Annotated in this window: 15 protein-coding genes; 7 read left to right on the top strand and 8 right to left on the bottom strand. The window is 72.2% G+C overall.

Going from position 1 to position 15,034, the window contains the following annotated elements:
* Positions 1-26: 26 nt before the first annotated feature.
* Positions 27-1,172, top strand: coding sequence for an RNA polymerase sigma factor (locus ACWCWD_RS30470; RefSeq protein WP_450777835.1), 1,146 nt, complete (start codon positions 27-29; stop codon positions 1,170-1,172).
* Between the two features lie 41 nt (positions 1,173-1,213).
* Here ACWCWD_RS30470 and ACWCWD_RS30475 read toward each other — a convergent pair whose 3' ends face one another.
* Positions 1,214-2,104 (bottom strand): hypothetical protein, encoded by an 891-nt coding sequence (locus tag ACWCWD_RS30475; RefSeq protein WP_450777740.1) that lies wholly within the window; start codon positions 2,102-2,104, stop codon positions 1,214-1,216.
* A gap of 812 nt (positions 2,105-2,916) precedes the next feature.
* On the opposite strand from ACWCWD_RS30475, the gene ACWCWD_RS30480 reads away from it, so the two are divergent.
* From ACWCWD_RS30480 to ACWCWD_RS30490, 3 genes are all read left to right on the top strand, one after another.
* Entirely contained in the window at positions 2,917-3,435 is a 519-nt protein-coding gene (locus ACWCWD_RS30480) for a hypothetical protein (protein WP_450777742.1), read from the top strand.
* Between the two features lie 227 nt (positions 3,436-3,662).
* Positions 3,663-4,349 carry an ABC transporter ATP-binding protein gene (locus ACWCWD_RS30485; protein ID WP_450777744.1) on the top strand — a complete coding sequence of 229 codons (687 nt, stop codon included), beginning with the start codon at positions 3,663-3,665 and terminating at the stop codon, positions 4,347-4,349.
* The gene (locus tag ACWCWD_RS30490) at positions 4,346-6,631 is read left to right on the top strand and encodes an FtsX-like permease family protein (protein ID WP_450777746.1); all 2,286 of its coding nucleotides are present in this window, start codon (positions 4,346-4,348) and stop codon (positions 6,629-6,631) included. The genes ACWCWD_RS30485 and ACWCWD_RS30490 overlap by 4 nt, the downstream gene beginning before the upstream one ends.
* Positions 6,632-6,650: 19 nt before the next feature.
* Here the strand turns inward: ACWCWD_RS30490 and ACWCWD_RS30495 are convergent, their stop codons facing one another.
* From ACWCWD_RS30495 to ACWCWD_RS30505, 3 genes are all read right to left on the bottom strand, one after another.
* On the bottom strand, positions 6,651-7,514 hold the full coding sequence (locus ACWCWD_RS30495; RefSeq protein WP_450777748.1) for a ricin-type beta-trefoil lectin domain protein: 864 nt from the start codon (positions 7,512-7,514) through the stop codon (positions 6,651-6,653).
* Between the two features lie 2 nt (positions 7,515-7,516).
* Positions 7,517-7,933, bottom strand: coding sequence for a hypothetical protein (locus ACWCWD_RS30500; RefSeq protein ID WP_450777750.1), 417 nt, complete (start codon positions 7,931-7,933; stop codon positions 7,517-7,519).
* Between the two features lie 354 nt (positions 7,934-8,287).
* The gene (locus ACWCWD_RS30505; protein WP_450777752.1) at positions 8,288-9,058 is read right to left on the bottom strand and encodes a hypothetical protein; all 771 of its coding nucleotides are present in this window, start codon (positions 9,056-9,058) and stop codon (positions 8,288-8,290) included.
* A 344-nt stretch (positions 9,059-9,402) separates the two neighbouring features.
* Here ACWCWD_RS30505 and ACWCWD_RS30510 point away from each other — a divergent pair, with 344 nt between their 5' ends.
* The gene (locus tag ACWCWD_RS30510; RefSeq protein WP_450777754.1) at positions 9,403-9,783 is read left to right on the top strand and encodes a hypothetical protein; all 381 of its coding nucleotides are present in this window, start codon (positions 9,403-9,405) and stop codon (positions 9,781-9,783) included.
* On the opposite strand, the gene ACWCWD_RS30515 is transcribed toward ACWCWD_RS30510, so the two are convergent.
* The 4 genes from ACWCWD_RS30515 to hemC all read right to left on the bottom strand — a co-directional run bounded on the left by ACWCWD_RS30515 (position 9,770) and on the right by hemC (position 14,112).
* Positions 9,770-11,221: a DHA2 family efflux MFS transporter permease subunit gene (locus ACWCWD_RS30515; RefSeq protein ID WP_450777756.1), complete on the bottom strand. Its 1,452-nt coding sequence runs from the start codon at positions 11,219-11,221 to the stop codon at positions 9,770-9,772. The genes ACWCWD_RS30510 and ACWCWD_RS30515 overlap by 14 nt on opposite strands.
* A gap of 256 nt (positions 11,222-11,477) precedes the next feature.
* The gene (locus tag ACWCWD_RS30520; RefSeq protein ID WP_450777758.1) at positions 11,478-12,224 is read right to left on the bottom strand and encodes an SDR family oxidoreductase; all 747 of its coding nucleotides are present in this window, start codon (positions 12,222-12,224) and stop codon (positions 11,478-11,480) included.
* 397 nt (positions 12,225-12,621) lie between these two features.
* Positions 12,622-13,152: an aminoglycoside 6'-N-acetyltransferase gene (aac(6'), locus tag ACWCWD_RS30525; RefSeq protein WP_450777760.1), complete on the bottom strand. Its 531-nt coding sequence runs from the start codon at positions 13,150-13,152 to the stop codon at positions 12,622-12,624.
* Between the two features lie 24 nt (positions 13,153-13,176).
* Complete coding sequence (gene hemC, locus ACWCWD_RS30530; protein WP_450777762.1) at positions 13,177-14,112, bottom strand: hydroxymethylbilane synthase; 936 nt, start codon at positions 14,110-14,112, stop codon at positions 13,177-13,179.
* 78 nt (positions 14,113-14,190) lie between these two features.
* Here hemC and ACWCWD_RS30535 point away from each other — a divergent pair, with 78 nt between their 5' ends.
* Both ACWCWD_RS30535 and ACWCWD_RS30540 read left to right on the top strand, forming a co-directional pair.
* The gene (locus tag ACWCWD_RS30535; RefSeq protein ID WP_450777764.1) at positions 14,191-14,319 is read left to right on the top strand and encodes a hypothetical protein; all 129 of its coding nucleotides are present in this window, start codon (positions 14,191-14,193) and stop codon (positions 14,317-14,319) included.
* On the top strand, positions 14,300-14,536 hold the full coding sequence (locus ACWCWD_RS30540) for a hypothetical protein (RefSeq protein WP_450777766.1): 237 nt from the start codon (positions 14,300-14,302) through the stop codon (positions 14,534-14,536). Before ACWCWD_RS30535 ends, ACWCWD_RS30540 begins: the two co-directional genes overlap by 20 nt.
* Positions 14,537-15,034: the final 498 nt, after the last annotated feature.

Raw genomic sequence — 15,034 nt, forward strand, 5'->3', positions numbered from 1 at the left:
CCTCCGCCGGGGCAGCGGGCGGGGCGTTGGACGAGGCTCTGCTCAGGAGTCTCACGCCCGGCGTGCTCGCCGCCCTCGTCCGTCGCGGAGCCGACTTCGCGGCGGCCGAGGACGCCGTGCAGGAAGCGCTGCTCCAGGCGGTACGAGTCTGGCCGGCCGACCCTCCGCGCGATGCGAAGGGCTGGCTGGTCACGGCTGCCTGGCGCAGGTTCCTCGACGCGACCCGGGCGGAGACCGCCCGCCGCCACCGCGAGGTCCGGGTGGAGGAGGAGCCCGTACCGGGGCCCGCGCCCGCGGTGGACGACACGCTCCACCTCTACTTCCTCTGCGCCCACCCCTCGCTGACCCCGGCATCGGCGGTCGCCCTGACCCTGCGTGCCGTCGGGGGCCTCACCACCCGGCAGATCGCCCGCGCCTACCTGGTGCCGGAAGCGACCATGGCGCAGCGCATCAGCCGGGCGAAGCGCACCGTCTCCGGCGTGCGGTTCGACCGGCCCGGCGACGTCGGTACCGTGCTGCGCGTCCTCTACCTGGTATTCAACGAGGGCTACTCCGGCGACGTCGACCTCGCCGCCGAAGCCATCCGGCTCACCCGGCAGCTCGCGGCCCGTATCGACCACCCCGAGGTGTCCGGGCTGCTCGCGCTGATGCTGCTCCACCATGCCCGGCGTGCCGCGCGCACCGCGTCGGACGGCAGTCTGGTGCCGCTCGCCGAGCAGGACCGGGGCCGGTGGGACACCCGGGCGATCGCCGAGGGCGTGGGGATTCTCCAGGCGGCCCTGGCCCGCGACCGGTTGGGCGAGTACCAGGCCCAGGCCGCCGTCGCGGCCCTGCACGCCGACGCGCCCACCGCCGAGGAGACGGACTGGCCGCAGATCGTCGAGTGGTACGACGAGTTGGCGCGCCTGACCGACAGCCCGGTCGTCCGGCTGAACCGCGCGGTAGCCGTCGGTGAGGCCGACGGCCCACGCGCGGGGCTGGCGGCGCTCGCGGCGCTGGACGACTCGCTGCCCCGCCACACCGCCGTGGCGGCGTACCTCCACGAGCGCGACGGCGACCTCGCGAAGGCGGCACGGCTGTACGCCGAGGCGGCGCACCGGGCACCCGACCTCGCCGAGCGCGACCACCTGACGCGCCGGGCCGCGCGGCTCAACGCGCTTGGTGATCGCTGACGTTGCCCGTACGAGTGGTCTTTGGCGGCTGGTGGCCTCCCTCAGACCGTCCCGGTCGGCGGGTTGGCGCGGTTCTGGCCGCCTTGCCGTCGGACGGTCACACCGGCGCGGCCCCGGGGGCGGTCCTGGCGGGGGATCAGTGCCGCGCGGACCTGGGACATGCGGCCGCGCACGTCGTCGTGGGGGACCGTTCCGGGCGGGGCCTCCAGCGGCGCGAGGTCGCCCCGGCAGGGTCGGCAGAGGCCGCCGAGCAGGGCGCCCTCGGGGCCGGGGGCCTTGCACTCGCGGCATTCGGAGGTGCGCCGGGTGGACGGCGCGGGCGGGGGCGTTGGTGCGGCGATCCGGACGGGCGGCAGCTTGTCGATCAGTCGGCGCCCGACGAAGGAGGGCGGGTAATGGATGAGGGACGGCAGCCCGCTGGTGAGCGCGTGGAGCAGGTCGGCCTCGTCGGCGCCGCGCTCGAACCACTCGGTGACCTGCGGTTCCAGCATCACGCAGGCGGCCTCCGGCAGCGCCAGCGACCGGTTGACCTCGCCGAGCGCCGCCAGCAGGATGAACGCCCGCGAGCGCGTGGACCGTTGGGGCTCCGCCGGTACGTCGCCCCGGAGGAACGTGTTCCACCAGTCGGCGTCGCGGGCGGTACGGGAGAAGTGCGTACGGGTCACCCAGAGCAGCGAGGTCTCGTTGGCGACGACGATCTCGTCGCGGTGCAGGTGCCCGGCTGCCTGGAGCCTCCTGAGCGCCGTGCCCATCGCGCACTGTCCGTAGGGGAGGACCTTGGCGAGGGTCTTCACGGAGATGTCGGAGCCGTCCGGCAGCTGGTCGATGTAGGTGGCGATCGCGGCCTCGCGGGGCTCCAGATGTGCGAAATCGCTTGCGGAAGGCGGCTTTTGGTTCGGGGCGGAACGCTTGCCGTACCCGGGGTTGGACATCGGGTGCGCGGTACGGGGCAAGGGGCCGTGCGGGGCAACGGGGGCGGCACTAAGCTGGGCGGCAGCCATCTGGATCGCCTCTTTCGATCTTGCTTGGTCAGGCCCCTGCCCGGTATTGGCCACCGGCAGGGGTCGACTCATGTCTGGTCTGGATGAGGCGAACGCTAGATCGCCGACACTGTGCGTCGCAAGCCGATCACCAATTGTCACCCTGGGGGATGAGATGGGTGCGCGGGGGTGACGCGGCCGGGGGGCTGGCCTGGGGTATTGCCGGTCCGGGGTGGGGTGTTCGGGCCGTCGGCGAGCGGCTTTCAGGGGGCGTCCGGGAGTCGCCCTCGGCGGGCGGCTTCCCGTGGGCGTCTGCGAGTTGCCCTCGGTTCACGGCTCCGGTGGGCGTCTGTGAGTCGCCCTCGGTTCACGGCTTCCGGTGGGCAATGGGCGTCTGCGGGCGGTCCTCCGTGAACGGCCGCTCGCGGCCAGGGTGGGTGGGTGGGAAAACAGTCCCGTCCACCCTTTCCTTGTTAAGAGCGCTCGGATCCCGACGCTTGAGCTCCGGGCGTGGGCCGCGGCGGAACGGCACCCCCCGAACGGGCGAGCGCACTCGATGGTGAAGAGGGTGCGCGGGCGCGAATGGCGTGCGCCTGTGGCGTGAACGGCACGGTCTGCGTGCGCGGTTGAAAGGAAAGCCCCAGGATCACCCGATGGGGGTTAGTTCACACAGCGTTATGGTCACGCTGTGCCTCGACTTGCTACGTTCTGTAATCACGAGCCGCCTGGAGGTGGTTCGGCGGCGCGTCGGCAGGAGGTCGGCCATGTTGGGCAAGTTGAGCATCCCGAACACCGTGAAGGCCCTGGGCAGGGGCAGCAGCAATGGCAGCAGCAGCGGCAGTCGCAGCCGCCGTCGCAGTGGCAGTGGCAGGCGGAAGGCCGTGGTGAGTGCGGCGCTCGCGGCCGGACTCTTCGCCGGTGGTGCCGGGGCTGCTCTTGCTGCCAGTTGGCACACCATTCCCCGCTTGAAGAGCTCGGGCGCGCTCTTCAGCAGCGGTACGTACAGGTTCAACCCGAAGGGCACCGAGCATGGTGGCTTCGAGTTCAAGGGGAAGCTCAAGGACACCGATTCCGGCGACGGCCACAACGTCTACGTCGAGGTCCGGGTCGAGGGATACGACTGGAACCGCTTCTACGGCAAGCAGAAGAAGACGGTCTCCCTCCACAAGCTCGTGTACGACGCGGCCGCTCAGTACACCAGCGACGCCGGTATCCGGGTGTGCCGGGACAAGGGCACCCTCCACCCGGACAACTGCGCCACTGCCCCGCACTACAAGAGGTGACACCCGTCCGACGGGGGAGGGCGGGACTTCCCGGAGTGGGCCCTGGCGGGACTTCCCGGGGGCCCGGCGGGACTTCCCGGCGGGGCCCGAAGGGGCGGGATTCCACGGGATGTCCCGGATCCATCGGTGGCCGCCATCCATCGGTGGCCGCCATCCATCGGTGGTCGAGCCGACGAACACGTGGGGTGCGGGCGAATCCCGGACCCTGAACCGAGGGGGCAAGAACCATGCAGAACATCAGGACCGGGACGCTGGTGGCCGACGACGTCTGCCTTTCCTACGGCTCCACCGTGGCCGTCAGGAACGCGCGGCTCTCCGTGCGGCCGGGCGAAGTGGTGGCGATCACCGGGCAGAGCGGGTCGGGGAAGTCCTCCCTGCTCTACTGCCTGGCCGGAGTCGTCCCGGTCACCGGCGGACAGGTCGTCTTCGACGGCCGGCCGCTCGGCGGCCTGGGAGACGAGGAGTTGAGCGCGCTCCGCCGCGACCACTTCGGATTCGTCTTCCAGTACGGCGAGTTGCTCCCCGAGCTGACCATCGAGGAGAACGTCGCCCTGCCGCTCCGCCTCGCGGGGCTCCGCAAGAAGACGGCGCTGGACGAGGTGGCGGAGGTGCTCGAACGGCTGGGGCTCGGCGGTCTGCGGGGCCGTCGGCCCTCCCAGGTCTCCGGCGGCCAGAGCCAGCGGGCCGCCGTGGCGCGGGCGTTGGTGCACCGCCCCGCCGTGGTCTTCGCCGACGAGCCCACCGGCTCGCTCGACAGCTCCAACGCCACAGCCGTGCTCGACGAGTTCCTGACCCTGGCGAGAGCCCGGGGAAGCGCCGTCGTCATGGTCACCCACGACCAGTCGGTGGCCGCCAGGGCCGACACCCGCTGCACGATGACGGACGGCGTGCTCGCACAGCAGGTGACGGTATGAAAGAGCTGGCACTGGGGCTCAGACTGCTGCTCGGCTCCGGCCGGGGAAACCGGGTCCGCTTCCTCCTGATGGTCGTGGGCGGCGCGATCGGAGTGTGCTGCCTGGCGGCCGTGCTGACCATCCCCGCCATCCTGGAAGCCCGTGACGGACGGGCCGCAGGGCGGCAGCCGGCGGCCTCCGCCGACCCCACCACTCCCGCGAACCCGCACGGCACCCGTCAGCTCCTCCTCGACGACGCGTACGGATCCCGGCCGCTCAGCCGGGTCTTCATCGCCCGGGGCGACGAGGTGCCTGCCCCGCCGCCCGGGATCCCGGAGCTTCCCCGGCCGGGCGAGGTGTACCTCTCACCGGCCCTCCACACCCTGGTCCAGGACCATCCGGCGCTCGCCGAACTCCTGCCCGGTCACGAGCGGGGCCGGATCACCGCAGCGGGCCTCGGCCACCCCGACGAGCTGTACGCCTACATCGGGGTCACCCCGGACCGGCTGGCCAAGGGCACCGTCGTCACCGCCTTCGGAGGCACGTACGCCGACGCCCCCGCCGTCGATCCCTCCACCCTCGACATCCTCCGTTTCACCCTCGCCACCCTCGTCCTTCTGCCGCTCGCCGTGTTCCTCACCGTCTGCGCCCGGCTCTCGGCGGCGAGCAGGACCCGCAGACTCGCGGCTCTGCGCCTGCTCGGCCTGAGCGCCAGGGGCACCCAGCGGGTGAACGCGGCGGAGACCGTCGCCGCCGCGCTGCTGGGAGCGGTCGCGGGCCTCGGCCTGTACACCCTCGTCAACCAGGTCGTCGCGCGCACCGGACTGCCCGGCCTGCGCTGGTACGCCCCCGACGGAGCGCTCTCCGCCTCCACCGTGGCGGCCTGCCTGGTGGTCTGCCCGGTGCTCGCCTGGTTCGCCGGGCGGGCCGGAGGCCGCCGGGCCGCCCGGGACCCCCTCGCCGTACGCAGGACCGCACCACCGGCGCGCCCCCGCCACTGGGGCGTCTACCTCCTCGTCGCGGGCCTGGGGGTGGTGACCGCCTACTGCGTGCTGGGGGCGACCGGCCGGAAACCCACCGACGAGGGGCTGTCCGGGCTGCTCGTTCCGGTGGCCGCCCTGCTGGTGGGCAGCGGCCTGATCCTCACCCTCCCCTTCCTCAGCCACTGGCTCTCCCGGCTGGTCGCCCGGTCCACCGAGTCCCTCCCGCTCGGACTCGCCATGCGGCGCAACGAAGTGGAACCGGGCAGCGCCCTCCGGGTCGCCTCCGGGCTCGTCCTCGTGGTCTTCGCCGCCTCCCTCGCCCAGGGCGTACTGGTCGAGCTGAGCCAGGTCTCCCGCCCCAACTCCTTCCGGCAGGACTACTCCGTCTCGCTCGACGGCGTGGACGCGGCGGGCCGGACCGCCCTGACCGAGGTGCCCGGCGCCCGGGGCCACGCCCTGGCGGTGCACTCCTGGACGGACATGAACCGCGAGGACCCCGGCCCCGCCACGGACGCGGTGGTCGCCACCTGCGCCCAGCTGGCCGAGCTCGTCATCGACCTCCAAGGGTGTGTCGACGGGCAGGCCATGCGCCTCACCGCCCGGAACACCTCGGTCGGCGGCGACCTCGAACACCCGGGCACCACCTATCCGTTCACCTACCGCGAGGACGGCCGGACCCGGATGCTCGGCGTGACCGTCCCCGGGGCGGAGGCCCACTACACGGCGTACGAACCCATGGCGGCCGACCTGCCTCTCCTGGTACCGCCCTCCGCCTTCCCGAAGGGGGCGGTACCGGACCGGGCGAACATCCTCCTCACCAGCGCCCCGGACGCGGACGCGGTGCGGAAGGTCCTCGACGGAATCGGAGCCGCCGCACCCACCGCCTACACCACGGCGATCGGTGTCGACGTGGGAGCACTCCAGCAGATCGCCGTCATCGAGGCGCTGCTCGGCGCCGGAATGGTCCTCGGCCTGGTCGTCGGCGTCGCCGCCTACGTGGTCGCCGCCACCGACCGCGCGGTGGAGCGCCGTTCCCAGGTCACCGCCCTCGCCCTCCTCGGCGCCCGCCCCCGCACCCTGCGCGCCGTCCAGTGCGCCCAGGTCGTCCTCCCGCTGACCCTGGGCCTGACCCTCGCCCTGGTCACCGGCAAGCTCACCGAATCCAGCTACCTCGTCGCGGGCGGCGGCGACATCCTCTGGGACACCGACGGCCTCCCCCTCCTCGCCCTCTGCGCGGCCGGCGTCCTCACCCTGGCCACCGCTGGCTCCCTCCCCGTCGTCGGCCGCCGCATCGACCCGGAGCTGATCCGGCGGGACTGACGAGGGGCCCGGGGGCGCCTCAGGCGGTGGCGGGCGGGGTCCACTGCTGGTTGGTGTTCCCCGTGCAGACGTACACGATCAGGGCCGTTCCGTCGGCGCTCCGGCTGCCCGGGACGTCCAGGCAGAGCCCGGAGGCCTTGTTGACCAGGGCGTGCGTGGTGGCGTCGTACGTCCAGAGCTTCGACCTGCCGGTGACCGCGCCGCCGGTGCCCGTACCGGCACAGTCGCGCACCAGTACGGCCGAGGCGGAGACGGTGCCGCCGGCGGTCAGGCAGTAGTCGGAGCGCAGCCGCAGAGTGCCGTCGGAGGACCGGACCCACGCCTGGTTGACGCCGCCGGTGCAGGAGCTGAGGTCGGCGGCGGTCCCGTCGCCGACCCCGCCGCGGGAGTCCAGACACTTCCCGGCGAGCCCGGTGACCGCGCCGCGCACCGAGTTGCCGACCGCCAGGTTCTGCACGGTGCCGCCGGTGACGGAGTCGGTCCGGGTCATCGACGCACAGGCGTTGCCGTTGTCGGAGGTACGGGAGACCTTGGCCGTGACGGTCCCGCCGTTCGCGGTGGGCAGGCCGAAGCGCGCGTCGCTGAAGGGCTGGTCGTAGCAGGTGGCGCGGGAGTCGTTCCACTCGAAGAACTCGGTCCAGTCCACCATGCCCGACGTGGAGATGGCGGTGGCCGGAGTCAGGATGCTGCCGAGCTTGAACGAGGTCCCGGCGGTGGTGTCACGGACCGTGGCTCCGAACCAGCCGCCGCCTTCGGAGGCGACGGTGAAGGTGTACGTGTGCCCGGCCGTCCAGGCGAGGGACATCCGGCAGCTCTGACCGGCCCCCTCGCCGCCGAAGCTCTGGCAGTAGCTGCCGGTACTGCCCGTTCTGGCCTGGGACACGTTCAGACGGAGAACAGGAACGTCCTGTTGGACCCGCCGTTGGACTGCATGCCGAGGTAGGCGCCGTTGCCCTTGTCGAAGTCGAACTGGTGGCTCCAGAAGACCTGGGACGTAGGTCCGGGGTCGGTGAGGACGTCGGTCGACCAGGTCACGTCGGTCAGGGCGGGAGCCCCGGCGAACGCGTAGTCGGTGTAGGTGCCGGGGGTCGTACCGATGGTGCCCGCCCGGGCCGTGTCGGCCGCGCCGACGGTACCGATCGCTCCGATCGCGCCGAATGCCAGCAGCCCGGCAGTGATCGCCGCAACAGGCGGACGGTGCCCTCCGTACAGGGCGGCGAGCCTCCGCACGGTGCTGAGTACGGTGCGCACCATGCGACTGCGTGGGACCGAGCCGGTGTCGGGCAGAGCCATACGGTGCATGTGTTCCCTTTCCGTCCGGGGAAGCACGGCATTCCGGAGAGGTGGCGTCAGGCGCGCAGGGGACGCGCGCTGCGACCGGGGCGGCCCGCGACTCACGACGGGCGCCGCACGCTCCGGTCTTTCGGCCTCTCCGTGGTTGCCGTGTCCTGGATGGAGACCGTAGGGGCCCAACCGGAAGGCGGGTATGCACTTTTGATGATCTCGGCTCGCACCGGGGACGGACGTGAGAGGTTGACTCTTTTCACGCGCACCCTCCGACCGGTCTGCACGTAGTGCGCGAGCGGCTGAGCCCGGGTCTCGGGTCTCGGGTCCCGGGCGTGGGATCTTGGGCCGTTCAGGTGGAGGAACGGGGGCTCAGAGCCCTGCTTTGCCGGTGGCCCAGTACGGCTTGGTGGTGACGGCGCGGCGCGGCAGTATCCGGCTGTCGACCAGAGCGGCCCGCTGGCGCTGGATGGACTGCGCATGGCCCAGCAGCATCGCGCCGTCGAGACGGGCGAACTCCCCCTCGCCCGCCGCGCGTTCGAGCCAGGCGAAGAGCGCGTCGCCAGGAGCCTTGGTGACGGGCAGGAAGTGGTACCGGGGCCAGCGGGCGGCCAGGGCCCCGACTGCGGCCGGCGGCACCTCGATGGCCACGAGGGACTGTTCGTCCACCCGGGCGTAGGCGTCGAGGGTGCCGAGTGCGGAGCCGTCACCGAGGTAGAGGCGTCGGCCCCCGGTCTCGCGGAGGGGGCGGTGCCGGCCGGCCAGCATCACGGTCTCGGTACCGGGGCGGAGTTGACCCACCCACGTGGCGCCCGGGCCCTGGGACTCGGTGTCGGCGAGGATGCGAATCCGCTCGGCGTCGGCCCCACGGTCGGTGCCGGTGCCGGTGCCGGTGCCAGTGCCAGTGCCACTGCCGATACCCGTGCCGGGCTCGCCCACGGTCCGTACCGTGTAGCGGCGGCTCAGGGTGGGGGTGACCCGGAACTGGATCTCGTGCCCGGGGTGCCAGCCGCCGGGCGGCGACTCCGCGCTCAGCGTGAGTTCGAGGAAGCCGGGGGCGGGCTGCTGGACATCGAGTACGCGCGCACGGCGGCCCATGGCGGATTCCGCGAGTTTGCCTATGAGGGCGGGCGCTTGGGGCATGGCGATCTCTTCTCGGGAGAACTGGCGGGGCTGACCGGTGGTTTGAGCGGTGGTTTGAGCTGTGGCTTGACCGGAGCGGGGGGAGGGCCGAGGGCACCGACGGGCGACGCGTGCACGCGGGACGAGTCCCGCGCGGTGTGCGTGACCTGCACAGTAGGGCCTGTTCGAGCGGTACGTCTCCCGACCGGACATCGTCATCCGTCACCTACCACCAGACACACGTTCACCAACCTGCCGGAGCGGAATTGATCACCGGAACGGGATGGGGCAACTGGTGCCGTGCCACCGCCCCGTAGCCACGAACCGTTGCGACAAGGCCCGCCCGCCCCCCTCAGAATGGGGGCATGGCTGCTCTCCCCATCGACCCCCGCCCGTTGAACGCCGACGAGCGAGCCGTGCTCGAACACATCCTGGCGGCGGAGTTCGTGGGCTCGTCGCGACTGCGGAGTCAGCTGGACGGTGCCGAGGTGATCGCCGCCTGGGGGCCCGACTCCGTGAGCGTCGACCTCCGGGTTCGGGAACCTTGCGAGCACGCGGAGCTGCGGCAAGAGATCGTGCCCGTGGATGCGCACGTCCACGATCCGTCCGGTGCCTACGTCGGCGAGATCCTCGTGTGGACGGACCGCGGAGCCACGCTCGCGGGCCTGGAGTTCGCCTGGGTCACCGACGAGATGCCCAGCTCTCTCCCGGCCGTCGTGAACGGCCGGCTCATCAGGCCGGCCTGACTTCCCGCGTTGCGGCCTCCGCCCTCGCCCCCCGTTTCGAAGGGAGGAGGAAGGCGAGGAGGAGCGGGACCGTGCTCAGCCCGAAGGTCCACCAGAACGCGCCGGAGAACGCCGCGAGCCTCTCCGACGCGGTGGTCGCGCCCCCGAGGCGGCTCTGCAGGACGACGGCGACGACCGCCACACCGAAGGGCGCCCCGACGCGCTGTACGACGCTGAACGCGGCGCTGCCACGCGGGGCTTCGTCGTGGCTCAGGTTCGAGAAGGCGAGTGTCATCACCGGGAACGTGGTCGCGGCGAAGCCGAGTCCCTGGGCGAACTGCGCGGCCAGCAGCAGCGGCGTACCGCCGTGGGTGTCCGCGAGGGCGAACGGCACCGTACCGAGCATCGCCAGCGCCACCCCGGCGGCGACGACCACGCGCCCGTCGAGCCGGGCGGCGACGGTGCGCAGGGCGACGACGAAGAACATCGTGCCGAGCCCCTGCGTGACGAGCAGCAGACCGGTGTGGAGCACCGTCGCCCCACGGACCTGCTGATGGAAGAGCGGCAGCAGGAACGACAGCGCGTAGGTGGTGAACCCGCTCGCGAAGGTGATGACGCTCCCCAGGCCGAAGCCGCGCCGGGCGAACATCCGGACGTCGACGAGGGCGGGGCGGCGGGCCCGTAGCGAGTGCACCGCGAAGGCGGCGAGCAGCGCGGCACCGGCGGCGAGCGGCAGCCAGACGGAGACGGCCGCGAAACCGTCGGCCCCCGACGTCCGGCTGATGCCGTACGCGACGGCGACGACCCCGGGCGTGAGCAGCAGGAACCCGGGCACGTCGAGCCGGTGGCCCCGCCGTCCGGTGGTGGCGGGCAGCAGGACCGGGCCGAGTACGAGGGCGGCGAGGCAGACCGGCACGTTCAGGAGGAACAGCCAGTGCCAGCTCAGCGCCTGCACGACGGCTCCGCCGAGCACCGAACCGAGGAGCGGCCCGAGCAGGCCGGGGAGCGCGACCGCCGCCGTCGCGCGGTCGATCCGTGCCGGGCCGGCCGCCCGGGTGATGAGCGAGAGCGTGATCGGCATGACCATGCCGCCGCCGATCCCCTGGACCACCCGGAACGCGACGAGTTCGGGCAGGGAGTCCGCGAGTCCGCAGAGCAGCGAACCGGCGAGGAAGGCACCGATGGCGAACAACCACGCGTTGCGCGCGCCGAACCGTTCGGAGAGCCAGCCGCTGACCGGGATCACCGAGACGAACGCCAGCAGGTAGCCCGTCGACACCCACTGGGTCTGGGCCACCGAGGCGTGGAAGGCCGTGTGCAGATGGTCGAGGGCGATGGTGACGATCGTGGTGTCGAGAAGCGTGGTGAACGTACCGAGCGCCAGCACCAGGCCGATGAGGGTCAGCCGCCGATCGCTCACCTCGGGCGTGTCCGCACCGGCCACCGGGGTCGCAGTCATGGCAGACGCAGCCTCCTTCTCACCGTCCTCCCTGACGTCTCCCCGTCCCCCGGGTCCGGCAGACCCCACTCGCCGGGGCACGTGTTTTCGCCTGCGCCTACCGCGCCTACCGCGCCTACCGCGTGCGCCGCGCGCGCCGAAGGGCCCGGCGGAGCGCGGCCGCTCGGTACGTCCGCGTACCCGAGTGCCCCGCCCCGCCGGGCCCATTGCCGTGCTCCGGTCCGGGTCGGTCCGGTCCAGGTCAGTCCGGTCCGGGTCAGCCCAGTCCGCCGGTGGCCCGGATGTTCTGGCCGGTGATCCAGCGGCCCTCGTCCCCGGCGAGGAAGGCGACCACGGCCGCGATGTCGGAGGGTGTCCCGAGGCGCCCGAGCGGAGTCATGGCCGGGATCGTGGCCAGCGCCTCGGCCGGGTTGGTGCCCCGCAGCAGATCGGTGTCGGTGGCGCCGGGGGAGACGGTGTTGACGGTGATCCCGCGCGCGCCCAGCTCGGCCGCCGCTCCCGCGGTGAGCTGCTCCAGCGCACCCTTGCTGACCAGGTACGGCACGATGCCCGGGGCGGTCCGCAGGGTGTTGAGCGTCGAGATGTTGATGATCCGGCCACCGTCCGGCATGTGCCGGGCCGCGTACCGCAGGGTGAGGAACGCGGCCTTCGTGTTCACCGCGAACGCCTGGTCGAAGACCTCCTCCTCGATGGCGGCGAGCGGGGCCGGCGTGAAGGTCAGCGCCGCGTTGTTCACCAGAATGCTCACACCACCGGCCGACTGCTTCTCGGCGGCCTCCATCAGCTTCTCCGCCGCCCCGGACTCCGCCAGGTCCAGCTTCAACGCCCGTGCCTGGCCGCCCGCTTCCTCGACGGCACGGACGACCTCTTCGGCCGCCCCGGTGTTCTGCGCGTAGTTGAACACGACCTCGGCGCCCTCACGCGCGAGCCGCTCCACGATGCCCCGGCCGATCCCCCGGGAGCCGCCCGTCACGACGGCGGTTCTGCCTTCCAGCGTTCCCATGGTGCTCCCCTGCCTTCCGCACACTCCGGACACTTCGGTTCAGCGCTCCGAAGGTACGGACGCCCCACCCGCCGGGAGTCACCTCTCGCCGACAGCGAAATGCCCTGCGCGGCCCCGAGGAACCTGATGCCCTACCCGTGAAGCGGAATCCCCGGCCCCGGAAAGGCCCCGGAAGTGCCCCGGAGAGGCCCCGGAAGCACCCCGAAGGGCCCCGAGGGCCGTACGGGCGGGACGCAGGGGGCCGGAGCGCCGGAAGTGGCGGTGGGGAAGCCCGTACGCACGGGATGTGCGAGCACGTCGGGAAGCGCCGCACGGCGTGGGCACGCCCGGCGAATTCACTCTTTCGGGTTGCTTGTCGATGATTCGTTCGCGCGCCCGCTCCTGTCTGTGAGCGCGCTCAGATCAGCTCGTCCGCGAGCAGGTCCATCAGCAGACCGTCCTCCCAGGCACCCGTCCGCTCGTTGTGCCAGTACGCCCGCATGATTCCCACCGGCTTGAACCCGACCTTGGCGTAGCAGCGGATCGCCGAGGTGTTGGCCGCCGCGGGGTCGATGGTCAGCCGGTGATGGCCGCGTTCGCCCACCAGCCACCGGGCCAGGGTGCGTACCGCGTCGGTACCGAGCCCCCTGCCACGCAGCCTCGTCGTCAGGAAGATGTCGATACCGGCTCGGCGGAACTGCGGATCGTTCTCCTCGCTGAACTGGATGGCACCGACGACCTCGCCCTCGAAGACGATGGCCAGCTTGTCCCGGTAGCTGTCCGGGGGCGGTGACCACCACGCCGCGACCTCCGGTTCGCGTACGACCCGGTGGAGGATTTCGGTGTCGCCGTCGGTCGTCGGCCGCAGCAGAACCCTGTCCCCCTCCAGCCCGCCCAGCGCCTTCAGCCTGCCCAGCGCCGCCGGCCCCTCCAGCCCGTTCTGCTCCATGCCGTCATTCATCCCGGGCCGGTGTCAGTGCTCGATGGAGTCGATCAGCTCGCGGGCGCCCTGGCGCAGCAGGGTGACCGCGACCGAGGTGCCGAGGGTGGCGGGGTCGAGCGGGCCGGCCCACTCGTGGGCGTTCAGGACGGTCTTGCCGTCCGGCGTGAACACGCAGGCACGCAGCGAGAGTTCGCCGTTGCCTCCGGAGGTGGCGTAACCGGCGATCGGGCTGTTGCAGTGCCCCTGGAGCACGTGCAGGAACATCCGCTCGGCGGTCATCTCCCGGTACGTCCCCGGGTGGTTGAGGCCGCTGACCGCGTCGATCGTGGCGCTGTCGTCCTCGCGGCACTGGAGCGCGAGCACTCCGGCGCCGATCGGCGGGCACATCGCGTCCGTGGAGAGCACCTCGGAGACGGCGTCGGAGCGCCCGATGCGCGCGAGCCCGGACGCGGCGAGCAGCAGCGCGTCCGCCTCGCCCGCCGCCAGCTTCTCCAGCCGCCGGTTGGCGTTGCCCCGGAACGGTACGCACTCCAGATGCGGGTGCGAGGCCGACAGCTGCGCGATCCGGCGTACGGACGAGGTCCCGATACGGGTCCCCTCCGGCAGTTCGTCGAGCGTGAGGCCACCGGGGTGCACGAGGGCGTCCCGTACGTCGTCGCGCTTCAGGAACGCCGCGAACACCGTCCCGGCGGGCAGCGGCCGGTCCGCGGGGACGTCCTTCACGCAGTGCACCGCGAGATCGGCCTCCCCGGCGAGCAGCGCCGCGTCGACCTCCTTGGTGAACGCGCCCTTCCCCTCCACCTGGGAGAGGTCCCCCATCCACTTGTCCCCGGTCGTCTTCACGGGGACGACCTCGGTGGCGATACCGGGGTGCAGCGCCGTCAGTTCGGCCCGTACGCGCTCCACTTGGGCCAGGGCCATGGGCGAGTCGCGGGAGACGATACGGATGAGTTCGGGAGTGGCCATGTATTCACGATAGACCCGCGCGTCGGGCCCGTGGGGCACGGCGCGAGGGGCGAACGGCCGCACCCGGGAGCCTTCGACATGGCCTCCCTGGAGTTGTCGACGCGGTTCCACCGGCTCATGCCTGCGGCCGAACGCATGAAGAGGGAGATCGACGGGGAGAACGGGCAGGTGAAGGAGGGCGTGGAACATGTCGGTCGAGAGGCTTGAGCCGTGTGTGCCGGAGCGGGGATCGTTCGCGGTCGACGCCCGGACGGGCAAGGTCGGGCGCGTGGTGGGCCGGGTGGGCCCGGACATCCGGCTGCGTCCGCCCGGCGGGGGCCCGGAGTGGGACTGCCCGCCCGACGCGGTGCAGCCGGCACCGCCGGGCGTGGTGCTCCGCGCCCGGGTGACGGAGATCAACAGGCAGGGGCAGCTGCCCCGTTGAGGGCCGCCCGGCGGGCCCGTGCCGTTCCGGGCGGACGTACACGGTGGAGCCACCCGGCACACGCTGTGGAGCGGGGCGGGGCGGGGCGAAGGGCGAAGGCCGTCGATGATGTCCCGCGTCCCGGTCCCGCGTCCCGGTAACGCCTCGCGGTCACGCGGAGGACAGCTGTTCCGCTATCTCCTTGATCCAAGCCGGCCGATGCCCAGCCCGGAGGCGCTGGCTCCCGAGCCTGCGGCGGAGTGCTTGAGGCCTTCGTCGGCCGTGGCGGAGGCGTGCTGGGCGAATCCCGCGTTGGTGGGGGTCTGGATGCCTTTGACGAAGGTGTCGACGAACTCGAAGTTCTTCTTGAGTCTGTCGAGGCCCGCGGCGGCTCGGCCCCGGGCACACGTCGCGGGGCGAACCCTCTTCGGGCCCGCCCCGCTCTCTGCGACGTGCTCTCTGCTCTGTGCCAGGTGTTCCGTGGTGCGTACGGCAGGACGACGGCGAAGACGCGAGGCG

This window comes from Streptomyces sp. NPDC001493 (genome assembly GCF_053597235.1).

Coding starts and splice junctions, on each gene's coding strand:
- ACWCWD_RS30475 (WP_450777740.1), bottom strand. CDS start 2,104: ATGTCCAACCCCGGGTACGGCAAGCGTTCCGCCCCGAACCAAAAGCCG.
- ACWCWD_RS30480 (WP_450777742.1), top strand. CDS start 2,917: ATGTTGGGCAAGTTGAGCATCCCGAACACCGTGAAGGCCCTGGGCAGG.
- ACWCWD_RS30485 (WP_450777744.1), top strand. CDS start 3,663: ATGCAGAACATCAGGACCGGGACGCTGGTGGCCGACGACGTCTGCCTT.
- ACWCWD_RS30490 (WP_450777746.1), top strand. CDS start 4,346: ATGAAAGAGCTGGCACTGGGGCTCAGACTGCTGCTCGGCTCCGGCCGG.
- ACWCWD_RS30500 (WP_450777750.1), bottom strand. CDS start 7,933: ATGCACCGTATGGCTCTGCCCGACACCGGCTCGGTCCCACGCAGTCGC.
- ACWCWD_RS30505 (WP_450777752.1), bottom strand. CDS start 9,058: ATGCCCCAAGCGCCCGCCCTCATAGGCAAACTCGCGGAATCCGCCATG.
- ACWCWD_RS30510 (WP_450777754.1), top strand. CDS start 9,403: ATGGCTGCTCTCCCCATCGACCCCCGCCCGTTGAACGCCGACGAGCGA.
- ACWCWD_RS30515 (WP_450777756.1), bottom strand. CDS start 11,221: ATGACTGCGACCCCGGTGGCCGGTGCGGACACGCCCGAGGTGAGCGAT.
- ACWCWD_RS30520 (WP_450777758.1), bottom strand. CDS start 12,224: ATGGGAACGCTGGAAGGCAGAACCGCCGTCGTGACGGGCGGCTCCCGG.
- hemC (WP_450777762.1), bottom strand. CDS start 14,112: ATGGCCACTCCCGAACTCATCCGTATCGTCTCCCGCGACTCGCCCATG.
- ACWCWD_RS30535 (WP_450777764.1), top strand. CDS start 14,191: ATGGCCTCCCTGGAGTTGTCGACGCGGTTCCACCGGCTCATGCCTGCG.
- ACWCWD_RS30540 (WP_450777766.1), top strand. CDS start 14,300: ATGTCGGTCGAGAGGCTTGAGCCGTGTGTGCCGGAGCGGGGATCGTTC.